A 26,378-nucleotide genomic window follows, 5' to 3' on the forward strand; every position below is an offset into this window, starting at 1 on the left:
TAGCGCCTTGGCCCTGTTCCTCGCCGCCGTCCGGTTCTTCACCAGCGCCTCGCGCGCCATGTGCAGGTCCTTGAGATTATTGAGGATCGGGCTGCGCACCGGTCGTGCTTCGAGGTCGAGAAGAGCGCCCATGCGCGCCAGCATGGCGGCGTCCAGCCGGTCGGTCTTGGCGATCCTGCCGGTGGCCTCGGCGAAGCGCCGGGCTTGGCGTGGGTTGACCTTGACCAGCGCAAGGCCAGCCGCCGCCAGCTTCCGCTCAAAGGCCCGGTGATATGGACCTGTCGGCTCATAGACGATGCGTACGCCGGGCGGGTCCAACCGGCTCGGGCTCAACCAGCTCATGAACGCCTTGTGGCCGCGGCTGTCGTTGGCAAAACGCCGGCTCGCGCCGTCGCTCAGCCTGTGGGCGTCGAGATGGTCTTTCGATATGTCGATCCCGATGGTATCGTTGGTCATCTTTCACTTGTCCTGTGCTTGTCATTCGGAGCCGAACTCCGGGTATCCGTTCAGGCCTCAAGGGAAAGACGAGGGCGATCCGACTCTAGCTCGACCGTCAAACGGTCAGCAATTCCACCGATCCGACCCTCGCCGCTGAGGGAGGGCGGCTACCCTCTCTCAGCGTTCCTTTCTGACCCATTCGGCAGCGAAAGTCATAAGACAAGCAATTCCAGGAAAAGTGTGAAACGGTTTTCCGTCCGGAATTGCGCAAAAACAAAGAGATAGAGCGATTCGGCGTTTCCGTGAAACGATGAACCACTCTAGCCATTGTTGTAGGGGAAGAGCTTGAAATACGGCTGCGCTTCCTCGATCACACGGGCAACCGAGGGGCGTTGCAGCAACCGGTCGTGATAGCGCCTGACCGCAGGATATTCGTCTCCGAACGGCTCGACCTTGTTGGCGTAGAACAGCGCGGGGGCGGCAGCGCAGTCGGCCATGGTGAAGCTCGCACCCACCGCCCATGTCCTCGACCGCATGTCCTGTTCAATGATGGCGTAGGAGCTGCGCAGCTGGGCGCGGGCCTGCTCGACGCCGAACGGATCGGTCTTGCCCTCCGGCCGCAGCCGGTCGCCAACGATCTTCTGCATCGGTTCCTGGACGTAGAAGTCATAGAAGCGGTCGGCAAGCCGGGTCTGGCGAGCGAGATCGAGATCGGCGGGGATCAGTTCGACCGGCCCAGGATAATACGCGTTGAGATATTCGATGACGATCGTCGATTCCGGCACGGTCCGGTCCAGCGCTTCATCGCGCAGCACCGGCATCTTGCCGAGCGGCCACAATTTCAGAAACGCCGCGCGCGACTGTTCATTGCCGAGATCGACAACGACCGATGTGAATGGCGTGCCGTTCTCATAGAGCGCGATCAGCGGTTTCCAGCAGAAGGAGGCCAGCGGATGAAGATGCATCGTCAGGGACATTTTTGCTCCTATCTTTGGTGCTTCGTCTCGCGGGCATCCGGTGTCAAGGTTCGGCCCGCTGCTACGTGGCCCGGCTGTGGGCGACGATCGCATCGATGATCGCGGCCCAATCGTCGGGATGCAGCTCGTGGCCGCCGCCCTCGATCCGGACCAGTCTTGCACCGGCGACCGCGTCGGCAAGAGCGGCGCCATGCTCGGCTGGAAAGATCGGATCGTCGGTGCCGTGGACAACGAGGAGCGGAATCTTCATCTCGTGCAGCCGCCCCGTCCAGTCCTCGCCGCTCCGATCTTCGCCGCCCTTGAGCATGAAGTGATTGGTCGCGCTGAGAAAGCCGCCGGACCGGTCGTAGTCCTGTTCCACGAACGCTCTCGTCCGCGCCTCATCGAACGGATGCGCGGTGCCGGCGAGCGCACGCGCGTTTTTGACCATGAAATCGACCGCTTGGCCACGGTCAGACCAGTCGACCTTCGCGCCTTCGGCCGAATGTTTCCTATAGGCCTCGGTGGTTCCGGGCAAATGCGACGTATCGATGCCCAAGGGCGAGCTGCTGATCACCGTCAGCGAAGTGACACGCGACGGGTATTTCAACGCAACGAGCTGCGCGATCATGCCGCCCATCGACATGCCGACCACGTGCGCCTTTCGGAGTCCCTGGTCGTCAAGGACGCGGACGGCATCGTCCACCATGTCGTCGAATGTATAAGGCGGCTCGCCCGGCGCGTATTTGGTCGAACGGCCGGTATCGCGATTGTCATAGCGGATCACGAAGCGACCCTCGCCGGCCAGCTTCCGGCAAAACGCTTCGGGCCACCAAAGCATGGAAGCCATCGCGCCCATGATCAACAACACCGCCGGATGGGCCGGATCGCCGAACGTCTGGGATGCGATTTCGGGGTGTTCGGCGTTTTTCATGGCTTTCCTCCTTGGGCTTCCAATCCGATTGCATTTTGCAATCAGTTGCACGATATTAAAACCGATACGATAATGCAACCGGTTTTTGGAGATTCGCATGAACATCGATCGTCGGTCCGGATGCCCCATCAACCTGTCGCTCGAAGTGTTCGGTGACCGGTGGAGCCTGATCATCCTTCGCGACATCATCTTCGGCGGCAGACGCCACTTTCGCGAACTGCTCAACGGCTCGATGGAGGGCATCGCCTCCAACATCCTCGCCGACCGGCTGAAGCGGCTGATGGAGCTCGGCATGCTGACCAAGGCGGACGATCCCTCCCACAAGCAAAAGGCGATCTACAGCCTGACCGAAATGGCGATTACGCTGGTGCCGATCCTGGCGCATCTCGGCGCCTGGGGCCGCGTCTGGCTGCCGGTCAGCGAAGAGCTCTCTATCCGTGCCGAGCTTCTGGAAAAAGGCGGCCCGCCGATGTGGGATAAGTTCATGAACGAGTTGCGCCACGAGCATCTGGGTGCGTCTCCCGCCCCATCTGGACCCACCGTCCGCGCGACTTTGCAGGCCGGATACGATGCGGTAGTCGCCCGCAAGGCGGAGCGAGTTGGCTGCGATCCGGCGCCATGACCAACTTATTTTCCCAATTGCGGGCTGGCTCTGCTATCAAGGGACTGAAGATAATTTACGGATTGGATAACGCTCTTGGTCGAGAACTCTAAGGACACTGCCCGTGCGCGGGCCGATTTGCGTTTCAAGAAACAGGAAGAGGCAGCCACGGTTCGCCAGAAGGCGATGGCGGAATATGTCGCCGAGAGCGACGCTCGCCAAGCCAAGACCAACAAGCTGCGGGCGCTGCGCCTCGCCAAGGAAGCGGAAGACCTGGCCAATGCGCCTCCGGCCCCGGTGAAGAAGCCTCGGGCCAAGAAGAAATAGGCCGGCGCTCCCAGAATCCATGCTTCCTTCCGCACGCGAAACAGTTCACTCGGAGTCTGTTCTGACGGCTGATAACTGGCGCGTTCAGGAGACGGCCATGACCGCACTGACGCTCGACGAAGCCCTTGAAATCAACGCCGCCGCCTTTGCCAAGGGTGCCTAGCTCAAGCTCAGGCCGCTTGGCGTCTCGGTGCTCGACGCCGGCGCCCATCTGGTCGCGTTCCAGCGTCAGGACGGCGCCTCGTTCCTGCGTCCGCAAATGTCGGCCGGCAAGGCCTATGGCGCGCTCGCTATCGGCATGGGCCCGCGCCGGGTGGAAGCTTTCGCCAAGGAGCGCCCGCATCTGATCGCCGGCGGCTCCGACGTGTCGGGCGCGCGCGCGCGGCGTGCTGATCCGCGACAACGCCGGCACGATCATCGGCGCCATCGGTATTTCCGGCGACACGTTCGACAATGATGAAACGGCAGCCATCGCCGGCTCGAGGCGGCTGGCTTCACCGCTGACCCGGGCTGAGCCGGGATCCTTAATTCATATTGATGTCGCGGGTGGCCGACCGCATTGACACCGAAAAGCCGGCCAGCACGTCGATCAGCGCTATGACCATCAGTGTGAAGAAGACGGAATGGGCGGCGCCCTTCACCAGCAGGAACTCGACCAGATAGGCCACAAAGACGAAGGTCGACAAAAGATGGTCCATGATCGAGGCACTTGTCGTGCGCGTCGACTTCACCACTTCGACGAACAAGAAGATCAGTGCGATCAGCACGATGAGGTCGCCGAGGGTCATCGAGAACACGCCACCCGACATCATCCGGACCGAAAACATTTCGGTGGCCCACGGATCGTCGCCGCTGCCGAATATTCCCAGAAGCCCAAGATTGTAGAGGATGAAAGGCACGATCAGCAGCGGGATGGCACCGAACATGTGGCGGCTCCGGTTGGACTGATCTTTGTAGAGTGCGCCCGGCGTTCGCCGTCAAGAATTTTCGTGCGGCCGATAAACACGGACAAAGACGGCGTGAAACAACAATGTCAGGCCCGGCTGATACGATCAGTTGTCGCAAACGCAAAAAGACCGGCCAATGGCCGGTCGTTTCGCAACCCAATAAACCGTCGAAAGCTCTATCAGCTTTCCTTCGGCTCCAGAACCTGGCGACCGCGATACATGCCGGTCTTCAGGTCGATATGGTGCGGACGGCGCATCTCGCCGGAGTTCTTGTCCTCGACATAGGTCGGGGCCTTCAGTGCGTCGGCAGAACGGCGCATGCCGCGCTTCGACGGAGAGGTTTTTCGTTTCGGAACGGCCATGGATATGCTCCACTACATGGTCAAAACGCCCCGGCGGCCCTCGTGAAAGGGCCACATCAGGGGCCGGAATCTGAGAAAGTCGGGTGCCTATACACGCCCGACAGCGTTTTGGCCAGCGTCGCCGTGTTTTTTTTTGACACTATCGCAGGCAACCGACATAGGCGCCGGCGCGGCCGGCGCGCCGTTCGATCAACGCGGCAAGCCGCCTCAGTCCCGGCCCGGGCTTCGCCGGATTGCGCACGATCGGATTCGGCAAGGTGACGGCAAGCAGCGCTGCCTGCCGCCGCGACAGCTGTTTTGCCGAGACGCCGAAATGATGCTGGGCGGCGGCCTCGATGCCGTAGATGCCCGGTCCCCATTCGGCGATGTTGAGGTAGATCTCCATGATCCGCCGTTTCGACAGCACCGCATCGAAATAGACGGCCAGCGGCAGTTCCACGACCTTACGGACCGAGCCCAACGGCCGCGACCATAGATAAAGATTCTTTACCGTCTGCATGGTGATGGTCGAGGCGCCACGTGTCATCTCGCCGGCGAGCGCATCGTCGACGACGCCGCGCAACTCGCCCAGATCGACGCCGCGATGGAAACAGAACTGCCCGTCCTCCGACATGATTACCGAATATGCCAGCACCGGCGCGACATCGTCGATGGAAACCCAGCGCCGATCGTAGCCGGAAAACGTCGCCAGGTCCTTCAGCATCAATGTCGACACCGGATGCACGAATGACGGCAGGTACAGGAAGGTCAGCACCACCGGCACCAGCGCCAGCACAACGGCGACGGCAATGCCGCGCCGGACTCGGCGTTGAAGACCGATGCGGCTGCCGCGTCTCGGTCTCGCCATGTCCAACCCTTCGGTTTCGTGATCGACGATCGGTTCCGCCAAGCCACCCAGTCCGCGCTACTCCCTGCCCCCGGCATAATGGCGCTTGGCTTCTTGCGCAATGTCTGAGTGTCGGCTACCGCTCCCGACCATGACGAAAGACGACCAAATGGCGTTCGAAGCTGCACTTATTGCCCGGGCAGTTCCGCTCGAGGCGCTGCTGAGGCGGTTGCTCGACGGACGGACGCTTTCGGGCGAGGTCGCGCGGCCCGAACGCCTGATGGCGGCAATGCGACATGGCGTGCTGAACGGCGGCAAACGACTGCGTCCCTTCCTGGTCATGGAAAGTGCTGCACTGTTTTCAGCCGACGGCGAGGCGGCGCTGCGCGTCGCGGCGGCGCTCGAATGCGTGCACTGCTATTCGCTCATCCATGACGATCTACCGGCCATGGACGACGACGATTTGCGCCGCGGCCAGCCGACCGTGCACAGGGCTTTCGATGAGGCGACCGCCATTCTTGCGGGCGACGCCTTGCTGACACTTGCCTTCGACATCCTTGCCGACGAGGCGACAATGCTGCCGGCCGAGCGCAGGGCAACGCTGGTGCTGGCACTGGCCCGCGCCGCCGGGGCGGGAAGCATGGTCGGCGGCCAGATGCTCGATCTCGAAGCCGAACAAAGCCGGCCGGACGAGGCCGGCATCATCCGGCTTCAGGCGATGAAAACCGGTGCGCTGATCCGCTTTGCCTGCGAAGCGGGCGCTATCCTTGCCGGCGCGCCGTCGGGCGACCGCGAGAGGCTGGCCGAGTTCGGCTCGGCGATCGGGCTTGCCTTTCAGCTTGCCGACGATCTGCTCGACCTGACCGCCGACGCGCATCAGATGGGCAAGGCGACCGGCAAGGATGCCGCGGCCGGCAAGGCGACGCTGGTCGCGCTGCACGGACCGGACTGGGCGCGGGGCCAGCTCCATGGCCTCGTTGACCAGGCTCATGCGTTGCTCGAACCTTTTGGCGAGCAAGCTGCGCTTCTGAAACAAGCGGCGCAGTTCGTAGCGGCCCGCAACAATTAAGCGCGCCCCTATGGCGCGCCGGAGAAGTGGCGACTGATCGGCCGAACGTCCTCGCAACCGGCCGATCGGGATCATTTCCGGCGATGTCGGAACACATGGACGCGCCACACCAGTTGCTGAGCCATTCTTCAGCCTCGCGGCAGGGTTCCGCGGCTCGGGTGGACAGCGGTCAGCCTTCGCCAGTTGTCTTTTCCACCACGGGCTGCGGAACCGTTTCCATCTCGGCCGCCGCCTCGACCGCCCGCGCCTCGGCCGGCTTGCGCCGGTTGCGGATGAAGGCGGCGATGCGGTCGCGGATTTCGCCGGCACTGAGAAACACCGGAACGCGCGCCACCGGCGCGGTCGGCTCAAAGGACAGGCCAAGGCCGGTGATCCTGCCCTTGTCGTCGACGTCGCGGACGATCAGCTCGATCGGACCGAGCAGCACGCGGTCGGCATATTCGGCGTGGCCGCCGAGCCGCGTAGTGACCAGGTCGCCAATGCTGAGCTTGCGTTCCGCTTCGGTCAGGCCCGGCGCGTAGGCGGTTTCCAGTTCCTCGGCGGGGCGTGACGGATCGACGGCGAAGGCGCCGAAGAAATCCGCGTCCTCGGGATCGACCACGGCACGGCTGGCGAACAGCTTGTCGAGCAGGCGCGGATAGCGGTCCGGCACGAAGATGTAGACATGGTCGCCGGCCGCGAGCCGGCCCATATCCTGGAAGCGCATCGAGCGTCCGTCGCGCAGCACCAGCGACGGCCGCGCCCAGCGCGGAATGCGTTCGCCGCGCGCCACCGGGCTGCCAGGTGACACGCGGTAGGCGAGAAGCTCATGATGGGCGGAGCCCGGCAGTTCCAATTCGACCTTGTCGAGCGGTCCCAGGCGGGCCGGCACGATAAGGCCGAGACGGCGCGCCAGCGGCCCGACGGTCCATCCCTGGATGATCAGCGAGACCAGCACGATGATGAAGGCAGTGTTGAAGATGAGGCGGCCGTTCTCAAGACCGCCGAGCAGCGGCGTGATGGCAAGCAGGATCGACACGGCACCACGCAGGCCAACCCACGAGACGAAGGCGACTTCCGGGCGTGGCAGACGGAACGGCACCAGGCAGAGCCAGACGGCGATTGGCCGTGCCACAAATACCAGGAACAGGCCGAGCAGCACTGCCGGCACCAGGATCGCCGGAAATTGTGAAGGCGTCGCGAACAGGCCGAGGATCAGGAACATGATGATCTGCGCCAGCCACGACATGCCGTCCTGGAAGCGCTTGAGGATGGTCACGGCCCGGATATCGGAATTGCCGGCAATCAGGCCTGCGAGATAGACCGCCAGGAAGCCGGAGCCGCCGACGGCACCGGCGGCAGCGAACACCATAAGCGACAGCGTCAGCACGAAGATCGGCAGCAGGCCGTGATCGAGATTGAGGCGATCGACAAGGCGCACAATGGCCATGCCGCCGAGAATGCCGATGACCGCGCCGAGCCCCATGTTGACAAGGAAGCCGACGGCAAGATCGGTGACCAGCACCTTGGCCTCGGGGTGGGTATTGGCGGCGATGACCTCGACCAGCGTGATGGTCAGGAAGATGGCGATCGGGTCATTTGTGCCGGATTCCACCTCGAGCGTGGACCGCACGCGCTCGCGCAAATTGATCTCGCCGGCGCGCAGCAGGAAGAACACCGCCGCGGCGTCGGTCGAGGCGACGGCGGCACCGAGCAGGAAGGATTCCAGCCAGGTCAGGTCGAGCAGATAATAGGCGGCGGCGCCGAAGAGCCCGGTGGTCAAAAGGACGCCGAATGTGGCCAGCGACAGCGCCGGCCCGGCCGCCTGCCGCAAGGCGTTGAGCGGCGTGCCGAAGCCGGAATCGAAAAGGATGACCGCCAGCGCCAATGAGCCGGCAAAATAAGCAACTCGGGCATTGTCGAAATGGATGCCGAGACCGTCGGTTCCGGTGGCGAGGCCGATGCAGAGAAACAGCAGCAGGAGAGGGGCGCCGAAACGGAAGGCGATCAGGCTTGAAAACGCGGCGGCAACGACAAGTGCTGCGCCAACGAGCGTCACAAGATAGATACCATGCTCCATTCGTTGGTCGCCCCTAGTCGATATGCTACGGCATCACGGGAGAGTGGGGCGAAGACATGGCCGCTGCAAGGCAGCAGCGTGGCTTTTTGCCCCACGCTGCCGATCGTCGAAAGTTTTGGCACCCCCGAGCAGCGGAGCGTGCCTCGGCGGTTCGTGCTGCAATGAAAAACGCCCGGACTGAGCCGGGCGTCTCCAAGTCGAGAAGCTGGCTCTGCGATCAGGCGATGGTCTTGCCGAAGGCGACGGCGGTATCGCCCATGCGGTTGGAAAAGCCCCACTCATTGTCGTACCACGACAGCACCGAAACGAAGTTGCCGTCCATGACCTTGGTCTGGTCGAGCGCCACGATCGAGGAATGCGGATCATGGTTGAAGTCGATCGAAACATTGGGGTGACGGGTAACGGCGAGGATGCCCTTCAGCTTGCCGTTCGAGGCGGCGATCACCGCGTCATTGATCTCCTGGACGGTGGTCGGCCGTTTGGCGATAAACTTGAAATCGACGAGCGAGACGTTCGGGGTCGGCACGCGGATGGAGATGCCGTCGAGCTTGCCCTTGAGTTCGGGCAGTACCAGGCCAATGGCCTTGGCAGCACCGGTCGAGGTCGGAATCTGCGACAGCGCGGCGGCGCGGGCGCGGTAGAGGTCCTTGTGCATGGTGTCCAGCGTCGGCTGGTCGCCGGTGTAGGAATGGATCGTCGTCATCATGCCCTTCTCGATGCCGACCGCCTCATTCAGCACGGCCGCCAGCGGCGCCAGGCAGTTGGTGGTGCAGGAGGCGTTCGAGATGACGATGTGGTCCTTGGTCAGCTTGTCGTGATTGATGCCATAGACGACGGTGAGATCGGCGCCCTCTGCCGGAGCGGAGACGAGAACGCGCTTGGCACCGGCGGTCAGATGGGCGACGGCCTTGTCGCGGGCGGTGAAGATGCCGGTGCATTCGAGCGCGATGTCGATGCCAAGCTCCTTCCAGGGCAGTTGCGTCGGATCCTTGATCGCGGTGACCTTGAATTTTTCCTTGCCGACGATGATCTGGTCGCCGTCAACCGTCACCTCATGCGGAAAGCGGCCATGCACGCTGTCGAAGCGCAGCAGATGCGCGTTGGTCTCGACCGGGCCGAGATCGTTGACCGCGACGACGTCGATATCCTTGCGGCCGGATTCATGGATGGCGCGCAGGATGTTGCGGCCGATGCGGCCGAATCCGTTGATGGCAACTCTGACGGTCATTGTTCTCTCCCTGGGAGTTGGAGGCCGAAGATCAAGTCCGCAGCTTCATAACGGCGGACGGGCAAAGAATCCAGCCGCCGAGGCGTGGATTTAAATCGATTAGTGCTCCACCGCCCGGCAAAACCGCTATGCCAGCCTTTGCCGGGCGAGGCTCACTTTCATTTGCCATGCAGACGGGCTTCCGCCGCCTTCACCGTTGCCTCGGCTGTGATGCCGAAATGCGGGTAGAGCTGTTCGATGGTGCCGGAGGCGCCGAAGCCGGTCATGCCGACAAAGATGCCGTCGGTGCCGATGAAGTGATCCCAGCCCTGACGGATGCCGGCTTCGATGGCAATCTTGAGCGGCGCATTGCCGATCGTCCTGCTGCGATAGTCGGCGCTCTGCTTGTCGAACAATTCGAAACACGGCACCGAGACGACGCGGGTCGCGTGGCCGTGCTTTTCCAAGGCCTCGCGGGCGGCCAGCGCGATCTCGACCTCGGAGCCCGACGCGAAGATCGTCACCGCCGCCTCGCCACTGGCGGCGGCAAGTTCATAGGCGCCGCGGCTGGAGAGGTTTTCCGCAACGAAGTCGTTGCGTACCGTCGGCAGGTTCTGCCGGGTCAGCGCCAATGTCGAAGGCGTCTTTTCCGACTCAATGGCCAACTGCCAGCATTCCGCGGTTTCCACCGCATCGGCGGGGCGGAAGACATTGTGGTTCGGAATGGCGCGAAGTGCTGCCAGATGCTCGACCGGCTGATGGGTCGGGCCGTCTTCGCCAAGGCCGATGGAATCATGGGTCATGACGAAGATCGAGCGGATGCCCATCAGCGAAGCAAGCCGCATCGCCGGACGGGCATAGTCGGAAAAGCACATGAAAGTGCCGCCATAGGCGATAATGCCGCCATGCAATGTCAGCCCGTTGAGCGCGGCCGCCATGCCGTGCTCGCGAACGCCGTAATGAACGTAGCGCTGGCCGTAATCGTCGGCGGTGATGTTCTTGGTCTGGCTGGTCTTGGTGTTGTTGGAGCCGGTCAAATCGGCCGAGCCGCCGATGGTTTCGGGCACGGCGCCGTTGATGACCTCCAGCGCCATTTCCGATGACTTACGGGTGGCGACCTTCGGCTTGTCGGCGGCGAGCTTCTTCTTGTAATCGCCAATGACGGCGTCGAAGTTGGCCGGCAGCGTGCCACTGATGCGGCGTTCGAACTCGCTGCGCAATTTGGCATCAGCCTTGGCAAGGCGGCTTTCCCAGTCGGTGCGCGCCTTGACGCCTGTCCGCCCGGCGGTACGCCATGCGTCGAGGATATCGGCCGGAACCTCGAAGGGCGGATAATCCCAGCCGAAGAATTTTCTGGCGCCAGCGATTTCCTCGGCGCCGAGCGGCGAGCCATGCGCCTTGTTGGTGCCGGCCTTGGTCGGCGCGCCGAAGCCGATGGTCGTCTTGCAGGCGATCATCGTCGGCTTGTCGGAGTGGCGGGCCGCTTCGATGGCATAGGCGATCGCTTCCGGGTCCTGGCCGTCGATATGGCTGGCATTCCAGCCGGACGCCTGGAAGCGGGCGACCTGATCGGTGTTATCGGCGAGCGACACCGGGCCATCGATCGAGATGTTGTTGTTGTCCCAGAAGACGATCAGCTTGTTCAGTTTCAGATGCCCGGCAAGCGCGATGGCTTCCTGGGATACGCCTTCCATCAGGCAGCCGTCGCCGGCCAGCACATAGGTGTAGTGGTCGACGAGATCTTTGCCGAAAGCGGCATTCATGATGCGCTCGCCGAGCGCGAAGCCGACCGAATTGGCAAGGCCCTGGCCGAGTGGGCCGGTCGTCGTCTCAATGCCCGCGGCATGGCCGTATTCCGGGTGGCCCGCCGTCCTCGACCCCAATTGGCGGAACTGCTTGATCTGGTCGATGGTGATGTCTTCGTAGCCGGTCAGATAGAGCAGCGAGTAAAGCAGCATCGATCCGTGGCCGGCCGACAGGATAAAGCGGTCGCGGTCCGGCCAATGCGGGTTTTTCGGATCGTATTTGAGAAAGCGGGTGAACAGCACCGTGGCGATGTCGGCGCAGCCCATGGGCAGTCCGGGGTGGCCGGAATTTGCCTTCTCGACGGCGTCCATGGCGAGAAAACGGATCGCATTGGCCATCCGGTCATGTTGTTCGCGCGAGGTCATGCTTCCTCCAAAATGGGGGTTTGGGCCTTGGGAAAGCCCTTGAAAAGGGTGCGCGACACATAGCAGGCGCGGCCTTTTAGTCAACAAATCGGTGTGCTTTTGCCGGTCTTGTGATGGCCGTGCGCGACTTACATTAGCGTTAGCAGGGGACAGTCGCGACAGCTTTATTGACGTGCGGTTCACACGACGCGTAATGTTTCAGGGATAACGCGTTCTGAACGTGGATGATTCGGTGATGGGCAGGGCGCAGGACGAAAGCCATGACCGGGGAAACGACCCTCAAGGAAGTCATTGCCAGGCTGGGTAAGGCCATCGAAGGGCTGGAAAACGCCGTCGCGGCCAAGCTTGAGCATGAGCGGGACTATTCGGAAGCCGAGGCCGAAGTGCAGCGGATGAACGCCGACCGCTCGCGGCTGGCGCAGGAGCTCGACAATTCCGAGGCCCGCGCCGAACGGCTGGAAGATGCCAACAAGGAAGTGTCGCGAAGGCTGGTGACAGCTATGGAAACCATCCGCGCGGTACTGGACAGGTAGGCCAATGGCACAAGTCACGGTTTCCATCGACGGCAAGCAGTATCGGATGGCCTGCGACGAGGGCCAGGAAGAGCATCTGATCGATCTTGCCGAGCGCTTCGACCGCTATGTCTCGCATCTGAAGGATTCTTTTGGCGAGATCGGCGACCAGCGGCTGACCGTGATGGCCGGCATCATGGTCATGGACGAGCTTTCGGAACTGCAAAAGCGGGTCAAGGGCATGGAAAGCGAAGTGCTGACGCTGCGCAAGACGCGCGATGACGCACTGACCAAGGCCGACAAGAACGATTCCGTGCTGACCGGGGCGCTCGGCGCACTGGCCCAGCGCATGGAAGACCTGGCGACGACGCTGGCAGTGAACAAGGCCTGAACCAGCGCAGCGAAAATTCCTGCTGCATTTACCGAGAAGCAATGAAAATATTTCGCCGCCGGCCTTGATGCCGGCGCAACAGGCGTTTGAAGGATGACGCCGGAGTGATAGAAAGGCAAAAGCAGCGCCGGGCAACGCCGGCTGCGATCTGCACGCACAGGGTAAGGGACACGTCATGAGCCTTCGCATCAACGATATCGCACCGGACTTCACCGCTGAGACCACGCAAGGACCGATCAGCTTCCATGAATGGATCGGCGACGGCTGGGCGGTATTGTTCAGCCATCCGAAGAACTTTACGCCGGTTTGCACGACCGAACTCGGCACAATGGCCGGGCTCGAAGGCGAGTTCAGGAAGCGCAACGTCAAGATCATCGGCATCTCGGTCGATCCCGTCCAAAGCCATGAAAAGTGGCAGAACGACATCAAGACCGCGACCGGTCATTCGGTGAACTACCCGCTGATCGGCGACAAGGATCTCAAGGTCGCCAAGCTTTACGAGATGCTGCCGGCGGGTGCCGGCGAGAGCTCGGAAGGCCGCACGCCCGCAGACAATGCCACGGTGCGTTCGGTTTACGTCATCGGGCCCGACAAGAAGATCAAGCTGGTTCTCACCTATCCGATGACGACGGGCCGCAACTTCGACGAAATCCTGCGCGCCATCGATTCCATGCAGCTGACCGCCAAGCACCAGGTGGCGACGCCGGCGAACTGGAAGCAGGGCGAGGACGTCATCATCACCGCTGCCGTCTCGAATGAGGATGCTATCAAGCGCTTCGGCGCTTATGAGACGATCCTGCCATATCTCAGGAAAACCAAGCAGCCTTCTGCCTGAGCAGGCAGAGGCGGCACAGAGAGTTTTCGGTTTTCCTGGCCGTGTGAGCATGGGGTGCTTGACGATGCCTGGTTGACGGACAACCATGCCTTTAATTTGCCGTGGCAGAGAAAATCCTTCCTGCCGTGGTGAGGGGCGAAGGAGGCTGGATTGGACGCATTATCGGCCAGGTCGCAGGTCACCGGCTTCTATGACAAGCCGAGCGGGTCTGTCCAGTATGTGGTCGCCGACATGGCGACCCGCAAATGCGCCATTATAGATCCGGTGCTCGACTTCGACGAAAGGTCCGGTGCAACGGCAACGAAAAACGCCGACGCCCTGCTCGACTTCGTCAGGGAAAGCGGGCTGGAGGTCGAGTGGATCCTCGACACGCATCCGCATGCGGATCATCTCTCCGCCGCCCATTATCTGAGGGGGAGAACCGGAGCGCCGACGGCAATCGGCGAAAAGGTCATCGACGTCCAGAAATTGTGGAAGGTGATCTACAACTGGCCGGAATTCCCCGCCGACGGTTCGCAATGGGACAGGCTGTTCGCCAACGGCGCAACTTTTTCGGTCGGCGGCATTGCGGCAAGAGTGCTGTTCTCGCCGGGCCACACACTGGCCTCGATCACTTACGTCGTTGGCGACGCCGCCTTCATCCACGACACGCTGTTCATGCCGGACAGCGGCACCGCAAGGACAGACTTTCCGGGCGGCAGTGCCGAGCGGCTCTGGCGTTCGATCGAGGACATCCTGGCGCTGCCGGACGAGACACGTCTGTTCGTCGGTCACGACTACCAGCCGGGCGGTCGCGAAGCGCGGTGGGAAAGCACGGTCGCGGAGCAGAAAGCCGGCAACATCCATGTTGCCGGCTGCAAGACGGAAGCCGACTTCGTCGCGCTCCGCCAAGCCCGCGACAGGACGTTGCCGATGCCGCGGCTGATCCTGCACGCGCTGCAGGTCAATATGAATGGCGGACGCCTACCGGAACCGGAATCCAACGGGCAGCGCTATCTGAAGTTTCCGCTCGATTGCCTGTGAGAGGATGGGTCGCTGGCACTACAATGCCGTTCAGACTCGGCGCCGCCCTCATCGTTCTGCGATGGTCATCCAAGCTATTGATCCTGATTCGATTTTTGCGATGTTTGAATCCGATAGGTCTATGCGGGACGACGGTGGCGGCAGCCGGATGAGGAGCAGCGCAGACGCCAGCCAGTCGAGCGTCAGGGTTTTGTTCGGCGGGCTGAATGTTCATACGTGATTTGCCAAGGATCGCTCTCGGAAGATCTTTCCTCGCCGATCCAATGGAAGCTGGTGGCAGTGATCTCGGTGAAACGCCATCGAGTTTGCAGACCGCGCGAGTCATTGCCGAGCTGGACAATGTTCTTACCCTCGGCCCGCCCGATCTGGCGCGAGTGATCCCGGTTGAGCGGGTCGTTCCATATGATATGCCAGCCATCGATCCCAGGGTCGAAGATGCGCAAGGTTGTGCCATACATCGCGGACGGAGCAGGGCGCTTGGGCCTGATCCAAACGTCCTGAATCGCGCGGCCTTCGAGCACCCAGCCAAAATGGCATTCGCCATCCCATTTCTGGATTGTGCCGTCGTCGAGGTAGTGGACCGAGTCCATCTCCCAGCTTCCAATTAGCCATCCATACAGGGCCATGTCTTTCGCTCGATCGGCTGGCGGACCGTCGGATCCGAGGGCGGCCAGAAACGGAGAAATCGTCATCATCACACTGCCTTTCGTTTCCAATAGACGAACTCAACTGCCCGGCGGACCGTTGTCGCGCCCGCCTGCCGCAAGCGCCGGGTTGTGCAATGCCGCGGTCGGCGCCGCAACATTGCCGCCACAGCTTGCAGCCTTGCGGTTTTCAGGGCTTGGGGAAAATTGCGACAATGCCGCTATCAATGAGATCGTCTGGGGACGCCTGGCAAGGCTACTGAGCAGTTAGGGCGACGGATCGCGAAGGCGCCGCGGAACCGGCAACCCGCTAATGCATGTCGCGCAAAAGTGTGCAGCGGTTTTGCGATAACGACATGCATAAAAACAAGAATCTAAAGCGCGTCGCACAAGGCCGGCCCGAACGCGACGCGCTTTAGAAAAAAACGGCGGCGCCAGTTACCTGACGCCGCCGTTATTTGTTTCTACCGGAAGGCCTTACGCCGCCGGCTGCGCCTCGATGGTGCGCAGCGCCTGCGTCTGGCGCTTGGCTGCGGCCTTGACCGCGTCCTGCACCTTCTCGAAGGCGCGCACCTCGATCTGGCGCACGCGCTCGCGGCTGATATCGAACTCGGCCGACAGCTCTTCAAGCGTCAACGGCTCATCGGCGAGGCGGCGCGCCTCGAAGATGCGGCGTTCGCGGTCGTTGAGCACGGCAAGAGCGCCCGACAGCATGCCGCGCCGGTTTTCCAGCTCGTCCTGCTCGATCAGCATCTCTTCCTGGCTTTCGTGGTCGTCGACCAGCCAGTCCTGCCATTCGCCGGACTCGCCTTCACTGGCCCGGATGGGCGCATTGAGCGAGGCGTCGCCCGACAGGCGGCGGTTCATCGACACGACTTCCGCTTCCGAGACGTTCAGCCGGGTGGCAATCTCGGTGATCTGATCGGGCTTCAAATCGCCTTCGTCGAGCGCCTGGATCTTGCCCTTCACCTTGCGCAGGTTGAAGAACAGGCGCTTCTGGTTGGCGGTGGTGCCCATCTTGACCAGGCTCCACGAGCGCAGGATGTATTCCTGGATCGAGGCCTTGATCCACCACATCGCATAGGTGGCGAGACGGAAGCCGCGCTCCGGTTCGAATTTCTTGACGGCCTGCATCAGGCCGACATTGCCTTCCGAGATCACCTCGCCGATCGGCAGGCCATAGCCGCGATAGCCCATCGCGATCTTGGCGACGAGCCGAAGGTGGCTGGTGACGAGCTTGTGCGCAGCCGTCGTGTCCTCATGCTCGGCATAGCGCTTGGCGAGCATGTACTCTTCCTGCGGCTGAAGCATCGGAAAGCGGCGGATTTCTTCCAGGTAGCGGCTGAGACCGCCTTCGCCGGAAACGATACTGGGTAATGACTGGGCCATGATAGCGCCCCCTCTCTATTGGAGTGATGCCCCCGAAACGCGGCGGGCATGTGGCGCGAATGCCAAAGGCACATTCGCGCCAACCGACATATATAGGAACAAAACCAGAAAGACAGGCATTTGTTCAACACGAAACAGTGTGTCACGTTGAAGTGAACAACGCCGGTCAGGTTTTCAGGTGGTTGGTTCAGAGCTTGCGGAAGCCGTCGACGAGTTCCTCCATGTCCCACGGTATCGGTGCTTCGAACCTCATCGTTAGATGGGTATCGGGATGCCGAAATGCAAGGAGGCGGGCGTGCAAAGCTTGTCGCGGAAACGCCTTTACCTTGCTTCTTAGCGGCTCGGGCAACCGATTGGCCTTGGTGCGGAAAGCCTGGCCGTATTCGGGGTCGCCAATCACCGGATGGCCGATATGGGCCATGTGGACGCGTATCTGGTGAGTGCGACCGGTTTCCAGCCGGCATTCGACCAGGCTCGCCGTGGCGAATTCCTGCTGCTGCTCGCCAAAGCGCTCAACGACGATGAAATGCGTGACGGCGTGGCGGGCATCGTCGCGGCCTTGCGGCACCACGGCGCGGCGTACCCGGTCGGCGGCGCGGCCGAGCGGCGCGTCGACCGTCCCGGTCGGCCTTGCCGGTATGCCCCAGACCAACGCCAGATAGGCCCGCTCGAGATCGCCGGTCAGGCCGTGGTCGGCAAAGGCCTCCGACAACGCCTTGTGGGCGCGATCGGTCTTGGCGACGACCATGACGCCGCTGGTCTCCTTGTCGAGGCGATGGACGATGCCCGGCCGTCTCACCCCGCCGATGCCAGACAGGCTGTCGCCGCAATGATGGATCAGCGCGTTGACCAGCGTGCCGGTCCAGTTGCCGGCGCCGGGATGCACGACCAGCCCGGCCGGCTTGTTGATGACGATCAGCTCGCTGTCCTCGTAGAGGACGTCCAGCGCAATATCTTCGCCTTGCGGCGCCGCCGGTTCCGGCTCCGGCATATCAACCGACACGCTGTCACCTTGCGCCATCTTGCGCTTCGTTTCGCTGGCTGGCTTGCCGCCGATCCTGACGGCGCCCTGCTTTATCAGCATCTGTACCCGGCTGCGCGACATGTCGGGGCCGAGCCTGGCCGCCAGCCATTGGTCGAGCCGCTGGCCGGCCGCATCAGCGCCCGCCTCCAGGACGATCGGTCCGGCCCCTATTAATTGTCTGACCACTTCGTTATGAGCGCTCATCGAAAACAGTTCCGGAATCTGCTGCCATGGCCCGGCCGCTTGCCGACGAAGACGAGGAAAAGCCGCTCGACCCCGAGGTCGAAAAGGTGCGGAGGAAGCTCGTCCGCTTCGTCGCCATCAATCTCGGCCTGCTGTTCCTCGCCCTTATGGTGGTGATCGCGGCACTTGTCTACAAAGCGCGCAACGCGCCGCCTGCCGCCCCTCCGCTAAGCAGCGACATCCAGGTGCCGATCGGCGAGACGGTCAACGGCGACATCGTGCTGCCGGTCGGCGCCAGGGTGATCAGCCAATCGCTGTCCGGCAATCACCTGTCGATCGACGCAGAGCTGCCCGACGGCAGCCGCGCCATCTTCGTCTATGACATCACCGAGCGCCGCATCGTTGGCCATTTTTCGATCAGGAACAAATGACCGGTTTTGCCGAACACCGCAGCATTGCCACGGTCGCGCTTGTCGTCGCAAATTATGACGAGGCGATCTCGTGGTATGTCGACCGGTTGGGTTTTGTCCTCACCGAAGATGTCGATCTCGGCGGCGGCAAACGCTGGGTCACGATCACGCCGGGCAACGGGCAGGGCGCGCGGCTGCTTCTCGCCGAGGCATCCGGCGATGCGCAAAGGCACGCCGTCGGCAACCAGACCGGCGGGCGGGTCTTTTTGTTCCTCGAAACCGACGATTTTGCCCGCGACCATGCGCTGATGCTCGAAAAGGGCGTTGAGTTCCGTGAGGCGCCCCGGCACGAGACCTATGGCACTGTGGCGGTTTTCGCAGATCTCTATGGAAATCTCTGGGACCTGATCGAGCCAAAACGCTAGGCTTGCAGCGGATACTTCACCGGCGCGATCGGCAGCCTTAAGCCTAGTTGCTTTTTGCCAGCCGTCAGCCTATATCGCCGGTTCTTGAACGCGCCCATCGTCTAGCGGTCAGGACACCGCCCTCTCACGGCGGGAACAGGGGTTCGATTCCCCTTGGGCGTACCAAGTCTCTCCCAGCTCTCGGCAAACCATCAATCCGATCCATCGCCTTGGGTCGCGGCGGGTTTGGCTCATTGCCGCTTCTGGCGCAGCGGAGCCGATTGCATTAGCATTGCATCGTGGGTCTTGAGGCACAGCGTTAGCGGCGCGCAGAACGTCGCGCTGAACAGGGCAGTCGATGCCACGCGGGGAGGAGCCAGATACAGAAACTACAATCGCAAGGCGTCCATCACGCTGGTCGGCACTGCCTGGAGCCGACCTGAGCTACAGCTGCCGGCGGCGGATCGTTTTGGCGAGCTCGGCGAAGGCGCCTCTCCCTCGAAGGGTGGATGCCGGGAAGGCCCTTAGCACCGGCCAGCGAAAGCTGCGCGCGACGCGCATGGCTGGGCTCTAAACGCGCCATACTCCAGTTGCAGTATCGTAGCTTCTTTGCCGTTCGAATTTCTCTCAGTCATGGCTTCGCACGATACCAAGATATGCTGCGAACGACACATCCACGGCGGGCTCAACCATTCGATCTATTCCGGCAAGCCGAAAAGTGTTTGCGCGCCTGCTATTCCTCCGAGCGGATGACTGCCCATGGCGATCATCCGCTCGGTAGTTTCTGCCTCGAACACTGTCGACGCGAGCACCGTCCGTCCCAACGGCTTGCACAGCCCCTCGATGCGGCTGACAAGATTTACAGCCTTGCCGATCGCGGTGAAGTCCAACCTGCCGGCAGTGCCGATATTCCCCCAGAGTATCTCGCCGACATGCAGGCCAATGCCATATCCGAGCTCAGGGCCGCCATTGCGGCGCCGAGTTTGGTTGAGATGATCTATCCCGGCGCGCGTGGCCTTCACGGCGCGTACCGCCGCGTCACATGCGGCATTTGCATCGCGCTCGCCAATCGGGAAAATCGCGAGGACGCCATCACCTATAAACTTGAGAACCTCACCACCAAATGCGTGCACCGCGCCGGCGACGCAATCGAACCAGGCATCAAGTACCAATACGATCTCGTCTGCATCATGAACCTCGGATAGATCGGTGAAACCTCGAAGGTCCGCGCACAGAAGCGCAGCCCGTATCGTCTCTCCCTTTACTCGACGAGAATGACCGTTGAGCACATGTGCTGCACTGCGCTTTCCCAAATATGCCTCGAGCAATGCGCGTTTCGCGGACCGTTCTGCGAGTGCGGTCATCGGAGCCGCAGCAAACCGGGAGATTTGCCGCAGCAGCTCTGACTGCGCCTCATCCGGAGTATGATCGAACGCCCACACCAAAGTCGGTGCGACACCGCCCGCTCGCTCGTCGAACACGATCGCCCGCGTCGTGCCAAGCCACTCCCGCAGCACGAGCCGGGGATCGGCATTCTGGCGGTCGGCGCCTATCCCCAAAGCCTCGACCACTTCACCCCCAGGCGCTCGCCAGAGCCAGATGCGGCGTGAGATAATCGGGTCGGGAGCATCCTGCGCCAGCGCGCCGGCGATGATCGGCAAGCCGTCTTCAATCAAATGCGTTGAGAGCTGCAATAGAAGTCGCCCACCGTCGCCAATATGCGCGGCGTCGTCCAGAAGGAATGAAAGCGACTTTGCGAGAAGCATGGGTAGAAGGTCACTCGGCACCGGCTTATGCTTACGCCTCGAACATCTTCTTGCAACTCCCCACATTCGCTTCAATCATGCAGGTATTCGCTGCGGATGTGACCTGGAGTGAGCGATGGCGGAATCGGTTTACACAGAGATTGAGGTCGCGGCGCCACAAGCGACCGTGTTCGCGCTTTTGACGGATCCGGACCAGATTGTGCGATGGATCGGGACCGAAGCGAATTTGGATGCAACGCCGGGCGGTCTGTTCCTCGTCAATGTCGGTGGTCGCCATATGGCGCGCGGTGAGTTCACCGAGGTGATCCCGGTCCACCGTCTTGCCTACAGTTTTGGCTGGGAAGACAACGAGACCGTGCCGCCCGGCTCCAGTCATGTCGAGATCGACCTGATCGCGAGGGATGCGGGGACACTGATCCGCTTCACGCACAGCGGACTGCCGAACGCAAAGGAGCGTGACAGCCACCGAAGGGGATGGGAGCACTACCTCTCAAGGCTGAAGATCACTGCCGATGGGGGACATGTCGATCCCGACGTGCCGATGAAGAATATGTGATTTTCGTCTAAGGGCCGCGGATGCCCGTAATCCGAACCAGGCGCGGCATGCGTCAACGAGGGCCCCTTTGACCTGCCGTCGCCAAACCGGCGCTCGGGAAACCCAGCGACCTGCGGGCCGCCGCACCACTACAGCTGCCGGCGACGGGTCGTTTCAGCGAGCTCGGCGAAGGCGTCCGCGATCCCGGTGCCGCTCTTGGCGCCTGCGTGGAGTTCTTGAAACTCAGCGCTTCTGGCGCAACGCCGCGGATTGAATTAGCATCCGTTCATCAAAGCTCCGGCCGCACTCCTGCAGGATGCGGAATGCGGAGCGCAGGCGAGCGAGGCCGGGCGCGGTCACATGCCAAGCGCGACTGGGCATCCGAACTTCCGTTCGGCGGCAAGACGGCGTGGCCGGGAGGAGTCAGATGCAAAAGCTGCAATCGCAAGGCGTTCATCACATCACGCTGGTCGGGGCCGGGCGCCAGACTTCCATCGATTTCTGGGAGGGCGTGCTTGGCATGCCTTTCATCTTCGAGCAGCCCAATCTCGATAAGGCAAGCGAAAGCCATCTCTATTTCGATCCGGGCGACGGCCGGCTGATCACCGTCTTCACCGACGAAAGCCGCACGCCGGTCAAGCGGCGCACGCCGACCGACACGGGCTGCGTCCATCATATCGCTTTCGCGGTGTCGCGCGTCACCTTTCTGCAGGCGGTTGCCCGGCTCGACGAGCGCGCCATCAAGCACAGCGGCGTCAAGGATCGCGGCTTCATGGACTCGATCTATTTCGAGGATCCGCTCGGCCTGCTGATCGAACTCGCCTCCTACCGTTTCGAACCGCCGGCGGGCTTGACCCATGCCGACGTGCTGATGCAGGCGCACAAGATCCGCGTCGCGCGCGGCGACTACAACATCGCCGAAGTGCACCTTGCCGATGCGATCCAGGCGCTTGTCGAGCGCTCGCGCACGACGTTGTCGGAGGATCGCGCACCGAAAAATCCATACTGACGACACGCCGAACAAAGGGAGGATACAATGGCGAAGACAGCAACCAAGAGTGCCACGAAGCCCGCGGCCAAGGCAGCCAGGCCAGGAGCGAAGCCGGCGGCCAAAGCCGCCGGCAAGTCAGCGGCGAAAGTGGCAAAGCCGGCGGCCAAGGTCTCCGCCAAGAAGCTGGCGCCGAAGGCCAAGGCGAAACCGGCGAAAAAGCCCGCGCTCTCGCTCAGCATGCTGAAGCCCAGCGTCAACAATATGAGCGTTCGAGTGTTTGCACGCGCCGCCGGGCTCGATCATTCCGAGACCGACGTATGGGGTCTCACGCGCTCGCCCGAATACATGGCGCGAAACCCGGCCCATCTTACGCCGATGATCGAGGACAAGGGCCTGCCGAGAGGTGTCTTGTGGGAAAGCTGCGCCATTATGCAGTACCTCGCCAACAAGCACGGGCTGGAGAAACTATATCCCAAGGCGCCGGCCAAGCGGGCAATGATCGACAGTGCCATGTTCTACCTGATCGGGACGCTCTACCCCTATGTGGCGCGCGCCACATATCCTGTGCTGAATTTCCCGCAATATGCCGGCGAGGTCGGCCACAGCGACGCCCACCCCGACAAGAAGTCGGAAGCCCAGAAGGCCGCTATAGAAGCGATAGCCGAGCCGCTGGAGGTGTTTCACAGCTTCTTCAGGAACGGCAAGCCGTTCATCGGCGGCAAGAACCCGTCGATCGCCGACATCCGCCTGGCGGCGACACTCGAATTCCTCGCCGTCATCGACTATGCGCTGCCCCAATGGGCAAAAGACTATATGGCGGCGATCGAGAAGAAGCTCGGCAAGGCCTATGCCGAGCCGGCCGCCGACGTGCGCGGCTATATCGCCTATGTGCGGTCGCAGGCCAACGCCTGAGGCACGTGCAGGCCGGCGATCGTCCGCACGTTCTGCGGGAGCCGGTAATGATCTGAGGTAATTCTTTCTTACTCTCCCCTGTTTGCACGATGTGGGGAGCTTAAGGTTTCGTTAACCGAAACCCTTTCTACTGGTATCCACCTCCAGCTTGCGACCACGGATGTACTGGCGCGGATGGAAAGCAAAGGTCGGCTGCTCGCCGGCCTTTGCTTATTGCAGCCCTGCCGAAGTTTGCGGCTGACGGCGCTTCACGACGCCTGAATGGCTGATGAAGCGCGTTGCCGGCATCTTGCCATCGCCGATGTGAGCCCTACCATCGAAGTAGTCCCGTCCTCGATGGCGGTTCAAGGACAGAGGCCCTGTCATGAAAAGCATTGCTGGAATGATGGTGATTGCAGGCGCCATACTGGCGGATGCAGCCGGTCAATCGAATGCAGCGACGCTCAACACCATGCCCGAGGTCGGGGCTGCCATCCAGGCGTGCTGGACCCCGCCGGCGAATGCCGGGAATTCCACCGTCACCCTGAGCTTCAGCTTCAGGCGCGATGGCACGCTGATCGGCCGGCCCAAGCCGACCGCCATCCGCGTCGCCGGCGAGGAGAAGACGCGCCAAGCTTTTGTCGACGCGGCGGTCGCGGCCGTGGACCATTGCCTGCCGTTGAGCTTTTCACCGGCGCTGGCTGAAGGCATCCCGGGCAAGGTGTTCACTCTGCAATTCAACTCGCCCAAACAAGAACAGGCTGCACCGCGCGTGAAGGCTTCGCCTTGATCTTTTCCGACAACCGGATTCCACTTTTCGGGACCTAATGCATGTCGCGCAAAAGTGTGCAGCGGTTTTGCGACAACGACATGCATTAGACAAGAACCTAAGCGCGTCGCATGAGGCCCGGTCGACCGCGATGCGCTTTAGTGTCGCCTTCGTCTCGCCTCGACATGTCGCGCCAGTTCCGGCATCTCGAAGACATAGTCGCTCCAGGCCGAATCCGGTATCTGGCCGGCGAGATAGCATTCCAGCAAAAGCCTCTGCTCGTGGTCGAGTGGCCTCGGTGCGCGTTCATGGTCCAACCCAAGTGAATGGAACAGATTCCTGGTCAGGTCCGCGACAGTGAAGTGGATCGACATTTGCGGTCTCCTCCTTTGGCCGCTCAACGCCGATCCCAGGGCTAAGGTTTCAGCAACGGCCGGCCGGTAACGCCGGATTGATCGCGATGCCGAACCCGCCGCGCACATCAAAGCTTCGCCGTGGCGGGCGTCCGCCGGCGTTGCTGCCGTTTCGTCTCAATCTTGAAATAAAAATGTAATATTGAATTTACACGAGGGGATCTAATACACTAGAGCTAAAGTCTCTGGTGGCAGTTTGATCTACTTCAATTAGGAAAAACTGATTTAGCTAGTACTTATCCATAGTCGACAAAGAAATCCTGTTCTCGGTGCAACAAGGATAATGGTCGTTCCAATGACACGCTTCTGGCCCCTCACGATTCTGATGCTGGTGTCGGCAATAGCCGTTGCGCTCGGCACATCCTTCTCCTATGCGGATAGCTGCGGTGCCATCAGGAGCCAATTGCTTTCGGCGGGGCGCAGCGGCGGGACCAGCCCCGAGCTTGCCCAACTGCGCCGGCAACTCGCCGCGATTCAAAAGCTTGAGAGACAACGCAGATGCACGGCGAAAACCGCCGGCTTCTTCTTCAATCCCTGCGCCGACCTGGTCAGCAGCAAGGCGGAGGTGCAACGGCAGATCGCCAGACTGTCGAATTCGGGCAGGGACACGTCCAGCCTGAAGGCCAGGTTCGTCGCGCTGGGCTGCGCCGCCCCCGCTGCCAAGACGCAGCAGGCACAGCAGCGCACAGCACCCAAACCCCAGTCCGCAGGCGCAACAATTGGCGGTAATCGGATGCTGTTTTGCGTTCGCTTGTCGGACGGATATTTCTTCCCCGCGCCAAAGTCGCAATTCGCCAAGAACGACGATCTGAAGGAAACGGTCGATCAGTGCCGCTACATCTGCGACGATGCCGGCGTCGACCTCTATACGCTGGGCGATGCCACTCGCGCTCGAGTCGGGAAAACCCTATGTGGAGCTACCTGCCGCGTTCCGGTACCGCGACGACGCGAACTTCAAGGCCTGTGACGTCAAGCGCTATTACCAGCGCGTTGCCGAACTCAGGGCACGAACCGTGACACCGGCCAACATGAGCAACGCCATCATTCCGTTGCCGACCGCAAAGCCGGATCTTGGCGTCGTCGCGGAAATTCCTGAATCCGGGATCGAAACTGCCGGTGCGGCTCTCGCAGGGGCAAAAACGTCGGTTTTCGAGGTGCCAGGGACTGCCCAGCATCAGTCGATCGAGAAAGCGATCGGCGCGCGGCCGGTGAGAGTGGTCGGGCCGGCCTTTTTCCCGGCGGACTGACCAGGGCGGGCGATGTTCCGAGACGGCTGGCCGGATAGCCGCTTCAAGGCCTGGAGCCGTGCGCATCGACCGACGTCGGCTGGTTATTCGCAGACCATGCGGGCCCGTTTGCCGGGCTCGCTGACATTCTTGCAAGTTAGCGGCTTCGTCGGCTCCGGCGACAGCATGGGCGGGTTGTTGGTGACCCTCCTCCGAGGCGCTGCAACGGAAGCCGCGCTCCTGCGCACCGCCGGCCTTTTCGGCGTTTGCGGCGCCACTGGAAAGACGTCGGTCTCCAGTTGCGACTGTTCGGCTTGCGCCTGCGGCGAAGGCCTGTCCCAGAAACGGCGAACATCGAGCGGCTTGGGAATGATGACGGTGCCGTCATAGCTGCGCGCGCAGCCGCTTCCCAGAGGCAGCGCCAGGCACAGGAAGACAGGCAGAATCCGTCGAGACATCAGCAATACCCCTGCAAGCTTATAACGCTGCTTCGGCCTAACCGACAACCGGCGGAATAGGGCGAAGGGAGTAGATACCGTGAAGTAGAGTCGTCGCACTTCCAGTGGAAGGCGTTGCTCGAAGATCGAGCGCCGGGTCGGGCGCGGATGGAGGTCCAGCGCGAGTTAGAACCTTGCGATTCGTCAACGCTTCCAGCGTAAGGCCATGGTGCGATCGCACCATACCAAAGCCGCGCTCAGTGGCGACAATGGGATATTCGAAGTTCCGCTCCTCCAGTTACGGGCGGGAGCAGCGACCGCCGGCAAGAAACAGGGTCAGATTTACCCCAACGGACCTGTTTCGGCGATGGCGCGGCCATGACACGTTCTGGCTGCATGCAACGCGCTCCCGTCCGGCTTTTTTCTTTTAAAGCCGGTGGCTGCGATCGCCGAGCAGACGATGCCGGCCGGAATTCACGCAAGCTGCTGATTCCAGCGGCAAACCGCGGCCCATGCCGACAAAAGCCCGCGGCCGCTCCTTCTTAACCCGGCTGGACGTCGTTACCGGAGCGACATGAAACTGTCATGCGACTGTAATAATCGGGGGCTATTGGCCTCAGCGGGCGCCGGAGGAATGG

30 protein-coding genes, 1 tRNA gene and 1 pseudogene are annotated in these 26,378 nt (G+C 62.0%); 17 read left to right on the plus strand and 15 right to left on the minus strand.

The genetic code is table 11. The features are described from left to right. The 3 genes from NKH28_RS13765 to NKH28_RS13775 form a co-directional block, all read right to left on the minus strand. Positions 1–456, minus strand: a 456-nt coding sequence (locus NKH28_RS13765; RefSeq protein WP_352979202.1) for an IS110 family transposase, incomplete at its 3' end; no start/stop codon positions are given. A 302-nt stretch (positions 457–758) separates the two neighbouring features. Further along, positions 759–1,415, minus strand: coding sequence for a glutathione S-transferase family protein (locus tag NKH28_RS13770; RefSeq protein WP_352685956.1), 657 nt, complete (start codon positions 1,413–1,415; stop codon positions 759–761). Positions 1,416–1,476: 61 nt separating this feature from the next. Then, positions 1,477–2,328, minus strand: coding sequence for an alpha/beta fold hydrolase (locus tag NKH28_RS13775; RefSeq protein WP_352685954.1), 852 nt, complete (start codon positions 2,326–2,328; stop codon positions 1,477–1,479). Positions 2,329–2,425: 97 nt separating this feature from the next. On the opposite strand from NKH28_RS13775, the gene NKH28_RS13780 reads away from it, so the two are divergent. The 3 genes and pseudogenes from NKH28_RS13780 to NKH28_RS13790 all read left to right on the plus strand — a co-directional run bounded on the left by NKH28_RS13780 (position 2,426) and on the right by NKH28_RS13790 (position 3,770). Continuing rightward, positions 2,426–2,950 (plus strand): winged helix-turn-helix transcriptional regulator, encoded by a 525-nt coding sequence (locus tag NKH28_RS13780; RefSeq protein WP_352451127.1) that lies wholly within the window; start codon positions 2,426–2,428, stop codon positions 2,948–2,950. A gap of 75 nt (positions 2,951–3,025) precedes the next feature. Next, positions 3,026–3,256, plus strand: a complete 231-nt coding sequence (locus NKH28_RS13785; RefSeq protein WP_023678501.1) for a hypothetical protein — start codon at positions 3,026–3,028, stop codon at positions 3,254–3,256. 97 nt (positions 3,257–3,353) lie between these two features. Then, positions 3,354–3,770: pseudogene (locus tag NKH28_RS13790) on the plus strand (GlcG/HbpS family heme-binding protein). Between the two features lie 10 nt (positions 3,771–3,780). Here NKH28_RS13790 and NKH28_RS13795 read toward each other — a convergent pair. The 3 genes from NKH28_RS13795 to NKH28_RS13805 form a co-directional block, all read right to left on the minus strand. Further along, positions 3,781–4,182, minus strand: coding sequence for a hypothetical protein (locus NKH28_RS13795; protein WP_352500775.1), 402 nt, complete (start codon positions 4,180–4,182; stop codon positions 3,781–3,783). A gap of 200 nt (positions 4,183–4,382) precedes the next feature. Beyond that, a complete protein-coding gene (gene rpmF, locus NKH28_RS13800) occupies positions 4,383–4,565 on the minus strand; it encodes a 50S ribosomal protein L32 (RefSeq protein ID WP_006203806.1) in 183 nt (60 codons plus the stop codon). 139 nt (positions 4,566–4,704) lie between these two features. After that, positions 4,705–5,463: a biosynthetic peptidoglycan transglycosylase gene (locus NKH28_RS13805; protein ID WP_352500827.1), complete on the minus strand. Its 759-nt coding sequence runs from the start codon at positions 5,461–5,463 to the stop codon at positions 4,705–4,707. Positions 5,464–5,542: 79 nt separating this feature from the next. Between NKH28_RS13805 and NKH28_RS13810 the strand changes: the two genes are divergently transcribed. Next, positions 5,543–6,460 (plus strand): polyprenyl synthetase family protein, encoded by a 918-nt coding sequence (locus NKH28_RS13810; RefSeq protein ID WP_352457948.1) that lies wholly within the window; start codon positions 5,543–5,545, stop codon positions 6,458–6,460. Positions 6,461–6,629: 169 nt separating this feature from the next. On the opposite strand, the gene NKH28_RS13815 is transcribed toward NKH28_RS13810, so the two are convergent. The 3 genes from NKH28_RS13815 to tkt form a co-directional block, all read right to left on the minus strand. Further along, positions 6,630–8,519 carry a potassium/proton antiporter gene (locus NKH28_RS13815; protein ID WP_352685952.1) on the minus strand — a complete coding sequence of 630 codons (1,890 nt, stop codon included), beginning with the start codon at positions 8,517–8,519 and terminating at the stop codon, positions 6,630–6,632. A 217-nt stretch (positions 8,520–8,736) separates the two neighbouring features. Further along, on the minus strand, positions 8,737–9,747 hold the full coding sequence (gene gap, locus NKH28_RS13820; RefSeq protein WP_023678507.1) for a type I glyceraldehyde-3-phosphate dehydrogenase: 1,011 nt from the start codon (positions 9,745–9,747) through the stop codon (positions 8,737–8,739). Positions 9,748–9,905: 158 nt separating this feature from the next. Further along, positions 9,906–11,897, minus strand: a complete 1,992-nt coding sequence (gene tkt, locus NKH28_RS13825) for a transketolase (protein ID WP_352613495.1) — start codon at positions 11,895–11,897, stop codon at positions 9,906–9,908. Between the two features lie 260 nt (positions 11,898–12,157). Here tkt and NKH28_RS13830 point away from each other — a divergent pair, with 260 nt between their 5' ends. The 4 genes from NKH28_RS13830 to NKH28_RS13845 all read left to right on the plus strand — a co-directional run bounded on the left by NKH28_RS13830 (position 12,158) and on the right by NKH28_RS13845 (position 14,658). Next, positions 12,158–12,430, plus strand: a complete 273-nt coding sequence (locus tag NKH28_RS13830) for a DUF4164 domain-containing protein (protein ID WP_006200774.1) — start codon at positions 12,158–12,160, stop codon at positions 12,428–12,430. Between the two features lie 4 nt (positions 12,431–12,434). Continuing rightward, a complete protein-coding gene (locus NKH28_RS13835) occupies positions 12,435–12,800 on the plus strand; it encodes a cell division protein ZapA (protein WP_254816554.1) in 366 nt (121 codons plus the stop codon). A gap of 175 nt (positions 12,801–12,975) precedes the next feature. Then, complete coding sequence (locus NKH28_RS13840) at positions 12,976–13,635, plus strand: peroxiredoxin (RefSeq protein ID WP_023678511.1); 660 nt, start codon at positions 12,976–12,978, stop codon at positions 13,633–13,635. A 150-nt stretch (positions 13,636–13,785) separates the two neighbouring features. Continuing rightward, on the plus strand, positions 13,786–14,658 hold the full coding sequence (locus NKH28_RS13845) for an MBL fold metallo-hydrolase (RefSeq protein ID WP_352979205.1): 873 nt from the start codon (positions 13,786–13,788) through the stop codon (positions 14,656–14,658). Between the two features lie 182 nt (positions 14,659–14,840). Here NKH28_RS13845 and NKH28_RS13850 read toward each other — a convergent pair whose 3' ends face one another. The 3 genes from NKH28_RS13850 to NKH28_RS13860 form a co-directional block, all read right to left on the minus strand. Further along, positions 14,841–15,353, minus strand: coding sequence for a hypothetical protein (locus NKH28_RS13850; protein WP_352979207.1), 513 nt, complete (start codon positions 15,351–15,353; stop codon positions 14,841–14,843). Between the two features lie 426 nt (positions 15,354–15,779). Continuing rightward, a complete protein-coding gene (rpoH, locus tag NKH28_RS13855) occupies positions 15,780–16,691 on the minus strand; it encodes an RNA polymerase sigma factor RpoH (RefSeq protein WP_023678514.1) in 912 nt (303 codons plus the stop codon). Positions 16,692–16,878: 187 nt separating this feature from the next. After that, positions 16,879–17,919, minus strand: coding sequence for an RluA family pseudouridine synthase (locus NKH28_RS13860; RefSeq protein WP_352613500.1), 1,041 nt, complete (start codon positions 17,917–17,919; stop codon positions 16,879–16,881). Between the two features lie 26 nt (positions 17,920–17,945). Between NKH28_RS13860 and NKH28_RS13865 the strand changes: the two genes are divergently transcribed. The 3 genes from NKH28_RS13865 to NKH28_RS13875 all read left to right on the plus strand — a co-directional run bounded on the left by NKH28_RS13865 (position 17,946) and on the right by NKH28_RS13875 (position 18,898). Beyond that, entirely contained in the window at positions 17,946–18,329 is a 384-nt protein-coding gene (locus NKH28_RS13865) for a fimbrial protein (RefSeq protein ID WP_352540246.1), read from the plus strand. Next, the gene (locus tag NKH28_RS13870; RefSeq protein ID WP_352979209.1) at positions 18,326–18,733 is read left to right on the plus strand and encodes a VOC family protein; all 408 of its coding nucleotides are present in this window, start codon (positions 18,326–18,328) and stop codon (positions 18,731–18,733) included. Before NKH28_RS13865 ends, NKH28_RS13870 begins: the two co-directional genes overlap by 4 nt. A gap of 90 nt (positions 18,734–18,823) precedes the next feature. Then, a tRNA-Glu gene (locus NKH28_RS13875) sits at positions 18,824–18,898 on the plus strand. A gap of 512 nt (positions 18,899–19,410) precedes the next feature. Here the strand turns inward: NKH28_RS13875 and NKH28_RS13880 are convergent. Continuing rightward, complete coding sequence (locus NKH28_RS13880; protein ID WP_352703759.1) at positions 19,411–20,478, minus strand: adenylate/guanylate cyclase domain-containing protein; 1,068 nt, start codon at positions 20,476–20,478, stop codon at positions 19,411–19,413. A gap of 115 nt (positions 20,479–20,593) precedes the next feature. On the opposite strand from NKH28_RS13880, the gene NKH28_RS13885 reads away from it, so the two are divergent. The 4 genes from NKH28_RS13885 to tolA all read left to right on the plus strand — a co-directional run bounded on the left by NKH28_RS13885 (position 20,594) and on the right by tolA (position 23,685). Further along, on the plus strand, positions 20,594–21,034 hold the full coding sequence (locus NKH28_RS13885) for an SRPBCC family protein (protein ID WP_008873905.1): 441 nt from the start codon (positions 20,594–20,596) through the stop codon (positions 21,032–21,034). 406 nt (positions 21,035–21,440) lie between these two features. Further along, the gene (locus NKH28_RS13890; protein ID WP_352979210.1) at positions 21,441–22,022 is read left to right on the plus strand and encodes a VOC family protein; all 582 of its coding nucleotides are present in this window, start codon (positions 21,441–21,443) and stop codon (positions 22,020–22,022) included. A gap of 27 nt (positions 22,023–22,049) precedes the next feature. Next, complete coding sequence (locus NKH28_RS13895; RefSeq protein ID WP_352979212.1) at positions 22,050–22,916, plus strand: glutathione S-transferase family protein; 867 nt, start codon at positions 22,050–22,052, stop codon at positions 22,914–22,916. Between the two features lie 382 nt (positions 22,917–23,298). Continuing rightward, positions 23,299–23,685, plus strand: a complete 387-nt coding sequence (gene tolA, locus NKH28_RS13900; RefSeq protein WP_352685943.1) for a cell envelope integrity protein TolA — start codon at positions 23,299–23,301, stop codon at positions 23,683–23,685. Between the two features lie 137 nt (positions 23,686–23,822). Here the strand turns inward: tolA and NKH28_RS13905 are convergent, their stop codons facing one another. Further along, complete coding sequence (locus NKH28_RS13905; protein ID WP_352685941.1) at positions 23,823–24,038, minus strand: hypothetical protein; 216 nt, start codon at positions 24,036–24,038, stop codon at positions 23,823–23,825. Positions 24,039–24,372: 334 nt separating this feature from the next. Between NKH28_RS13905 and NKH28_RS13910 the strand changes: the two genes are divergently transcribed. Then, positions 24,373–25,044 carry a DUF2865 domain-containing protein gene (locus tag NKH28_RS13910; RefSeq protein WP_352979214.1) on the plus strand — a complete coding sequence of 224 codons (672 nt, stop codon included), beginning with the start codon at positions 24,373–24,375 and terminating at the stop codon, positions 25,042–25,044. Then, positions 24,956–25,324, plus strand: coding sequence for a DUF2865 domain-containing protein (locus tag NKH28_RS13915; protein WP_352979216.1), 369 nt, complete (start codon positions 24,956–24,958; stop codon positions 25,322–25,324). Before NKH28_RS13910 ends, NKH28_RS13915 begins: the two co-directional genes overlap by 89 nt. An 83-nt stretch (positions 25,325–25,407) precedes the next feature. On the opposite strand, the gene NKH28_RS13920 is transcribed toward NKH28_RS13915, so the two are convergent. Further along, positions 25,408–25,761: a hypothetical protein gene (locus NKH28_RS13920; protein WP_352457960.1), complete on the minus strand. Its 354-nt coding sequence runs from the start codon at positions 25,759–25,761 to the stop codon at positions 25,408–25,410. Positions 25,762–26,378: the final 617 nt, after the last annotated feature.

The organism is Mesorhizobium sp. M1227 (genome assembly GCF_040318315.1).
Lineage (GTDB): Bacteria > Pseudomonadota > Alphaproteobacteria > Rhizobiales > Rhizobiaceae > Mesorhizobium.

Bases quoted from the DNA above. Each gene is read 5' to 3' on its own strand.
- NKH28_RS13770 (WP_352685956.1), bottom strand. From the start codon at position 1,415: ATGTCCCTGACGATGCATCTTCATCCGCTGGCCTCCTTCTGCTGGAAA.
- NKH28_RS13775 (WP_352685954.1), bottom strand. From the start codon at position 2,328: ATGAAAAACGCCGAACACCCCGAAATCGCATCCCAGACGTTCGGCGAT.
- NKH28_RS13780 (WP_352451127.1), top strand. From the start codon at position 2,426: ATGAACATCGATCGTCGGTCCGGATGCCCCATCAACCTGTCGCTCGAA.
- NKH28_RS13795 (WP_352500775.1), bottom strand. From the start codon at position 4,182: ATGTTCGGTGCCATCCCGCTGCTGATCGTGCCTTTCATCCTCTACAAT.
- rpmF (WP_006203806.1), bottom strand. From the start codon at position 4,565: ATGGCCGTTCCGAAACGAAAAACCTCTCCGTCGAAGCGCGGCATGCGC.
- NKH28_RS13810 (WP_352457948.1), top strand. From the start codon at position 5,543: ATGACGAAAGACGACCAAATGGCGTTCGAAGCTGCACTTATTGCCCGG.
- NKH28_RS13815 (WP_352685952.1), bottom strand. From the start codon at position 8,519: ATGGAGCATGGTATCTATCTTGTGACGCTCGTTGGCGCAGCACTTGTC.
- gap (WP_023678507.1), bottom strand. From the start codon at position 9,747: ATGACCGTCAGAGTTGCCATCAACGGATTCGGCCGCATCGGCCGCAAC.
- tkt (WP_352613495.1), bottom strand. From the start codon at position 11,897: ATGACCTCGCGCGAACAACATGACCGGATGGCCAATGCGATCCGTTTT.
- NKH28_RS13830 (WP_006200774.1), top strand. From the start codon at position 12,158: ATGACCGGGGAAACGACCCTCAAGGAAGTCATTGCCAGGCTGGGTAAG.
- NKH28_RS13835 (WP_254816554.1), top strand. From the start codon at position 12,435: ATGGCACAAGTCACGGTTTCCATCGACGGCAAGCAGTATCGGATGGCC.
- NKH28_RS13840 (WP_023678511.1), top strand. From the start codon at position 12,976: ATGAGCCTTCGCATCAACGATATCGCACCGGACTTCACCGCTGAGACC.
- NKH28_RS13850 (WP_352979207.1), bottom strand. From the start codon at position 15,353: ATGATGACGATTTCTCCGTTTCTGGCCGCCCTCGGATCCGACGGTCCG.
- rpoH (WP_023678514.1), bottom strand. From the start codon at position 16,691: ATGGCCCAGTCATTACCCAGTATCGTTTCCGGCGAAGGCGGTCTCAGC.
- NKH28_RS13860 (WP_352613500.1), bottom strand. From the start codon at position 17,919: ATGAGCGCTCATAACGAAGTGGTCAGACAATTAATAGGGGCCGGACCG.
- NKH28_RS13865 (WP_352540246.1), top strand. From the start codon at position 17,946: ATGGCCCGGCCGCTTGCCGACGAAGACGAGGAAAAGCCGCTCGACCCC.
- NKH28_RS13870 (WP_352979209.1), top strand. From the start codon at position 18,326: ATGACCGGTTTTGCCGAACACCGCAGCATTGCCACGGTCGCGCTTGTC.
- NKH28_RS13880 (WP_352703759.1), bottom strand. From the start codon at position 20,478: ATGCTTCTCGCAAAGTCGCTTTCATTCCTTCTGGACGACGCCGCGCAT.
- NKH28_RS13885 (WP_008873905.1), top strand. From the start codon at position 20,594: ATGGCGGAATCGGTTTACACAGAGATTGAGGTCGCGGCGCCACAAGCG.
- NKH28_RS13890 (WP_352979210.1), top strand. From the start codon at position 21,441: ATGCAAAAGCTGCAATCGCAAGGCGTTCATCACATCACGCTGGTCGGG.
- NKH28_RS13895 (WP_352979212.1), top strand. From the start codon at position 22,050: ATGGCGAAGACAGCAACCAAGAGTGCCACGAAGCCCGCGGCCAAGGCA.
- tolA (WP_352685943.1), top strand. From the start codon at position 23,299: ATGATGGTGATTGCAGGCGCCATACTGGCGGATGCAGCCGGTCAATCG.
- NKH28_RS13905 (WP_352685941.1), bottom strand. From the start codon at position 24,038: ATGTCGATCCACTTCACTGTCGCGGACCTGACCAGGAATCTGTTCCAT.
- NKH28_RS13910 (WP_352979214.1), top strand. From the start codon at position 24,373: ATGACACGCTTCTGGCCCCTCACGATTCTGATGCTGGTGTCGGCAATA.
- NKH28_RS13915 (WP_352979216.1), top strand. From the start codon at position 24,956: ATGCCACTCGCGCTCGAGTCGGGAAAACCCTATGTGGAGCTACCTGCC.
- NKH28_RS13920 (WP_352457960.1), bottom strand. From the start codon at position 25,761: ATGTCTCGACGGATTCTGCCTGTCTTCCTGTGCCTGGCGCTGCCTCTG.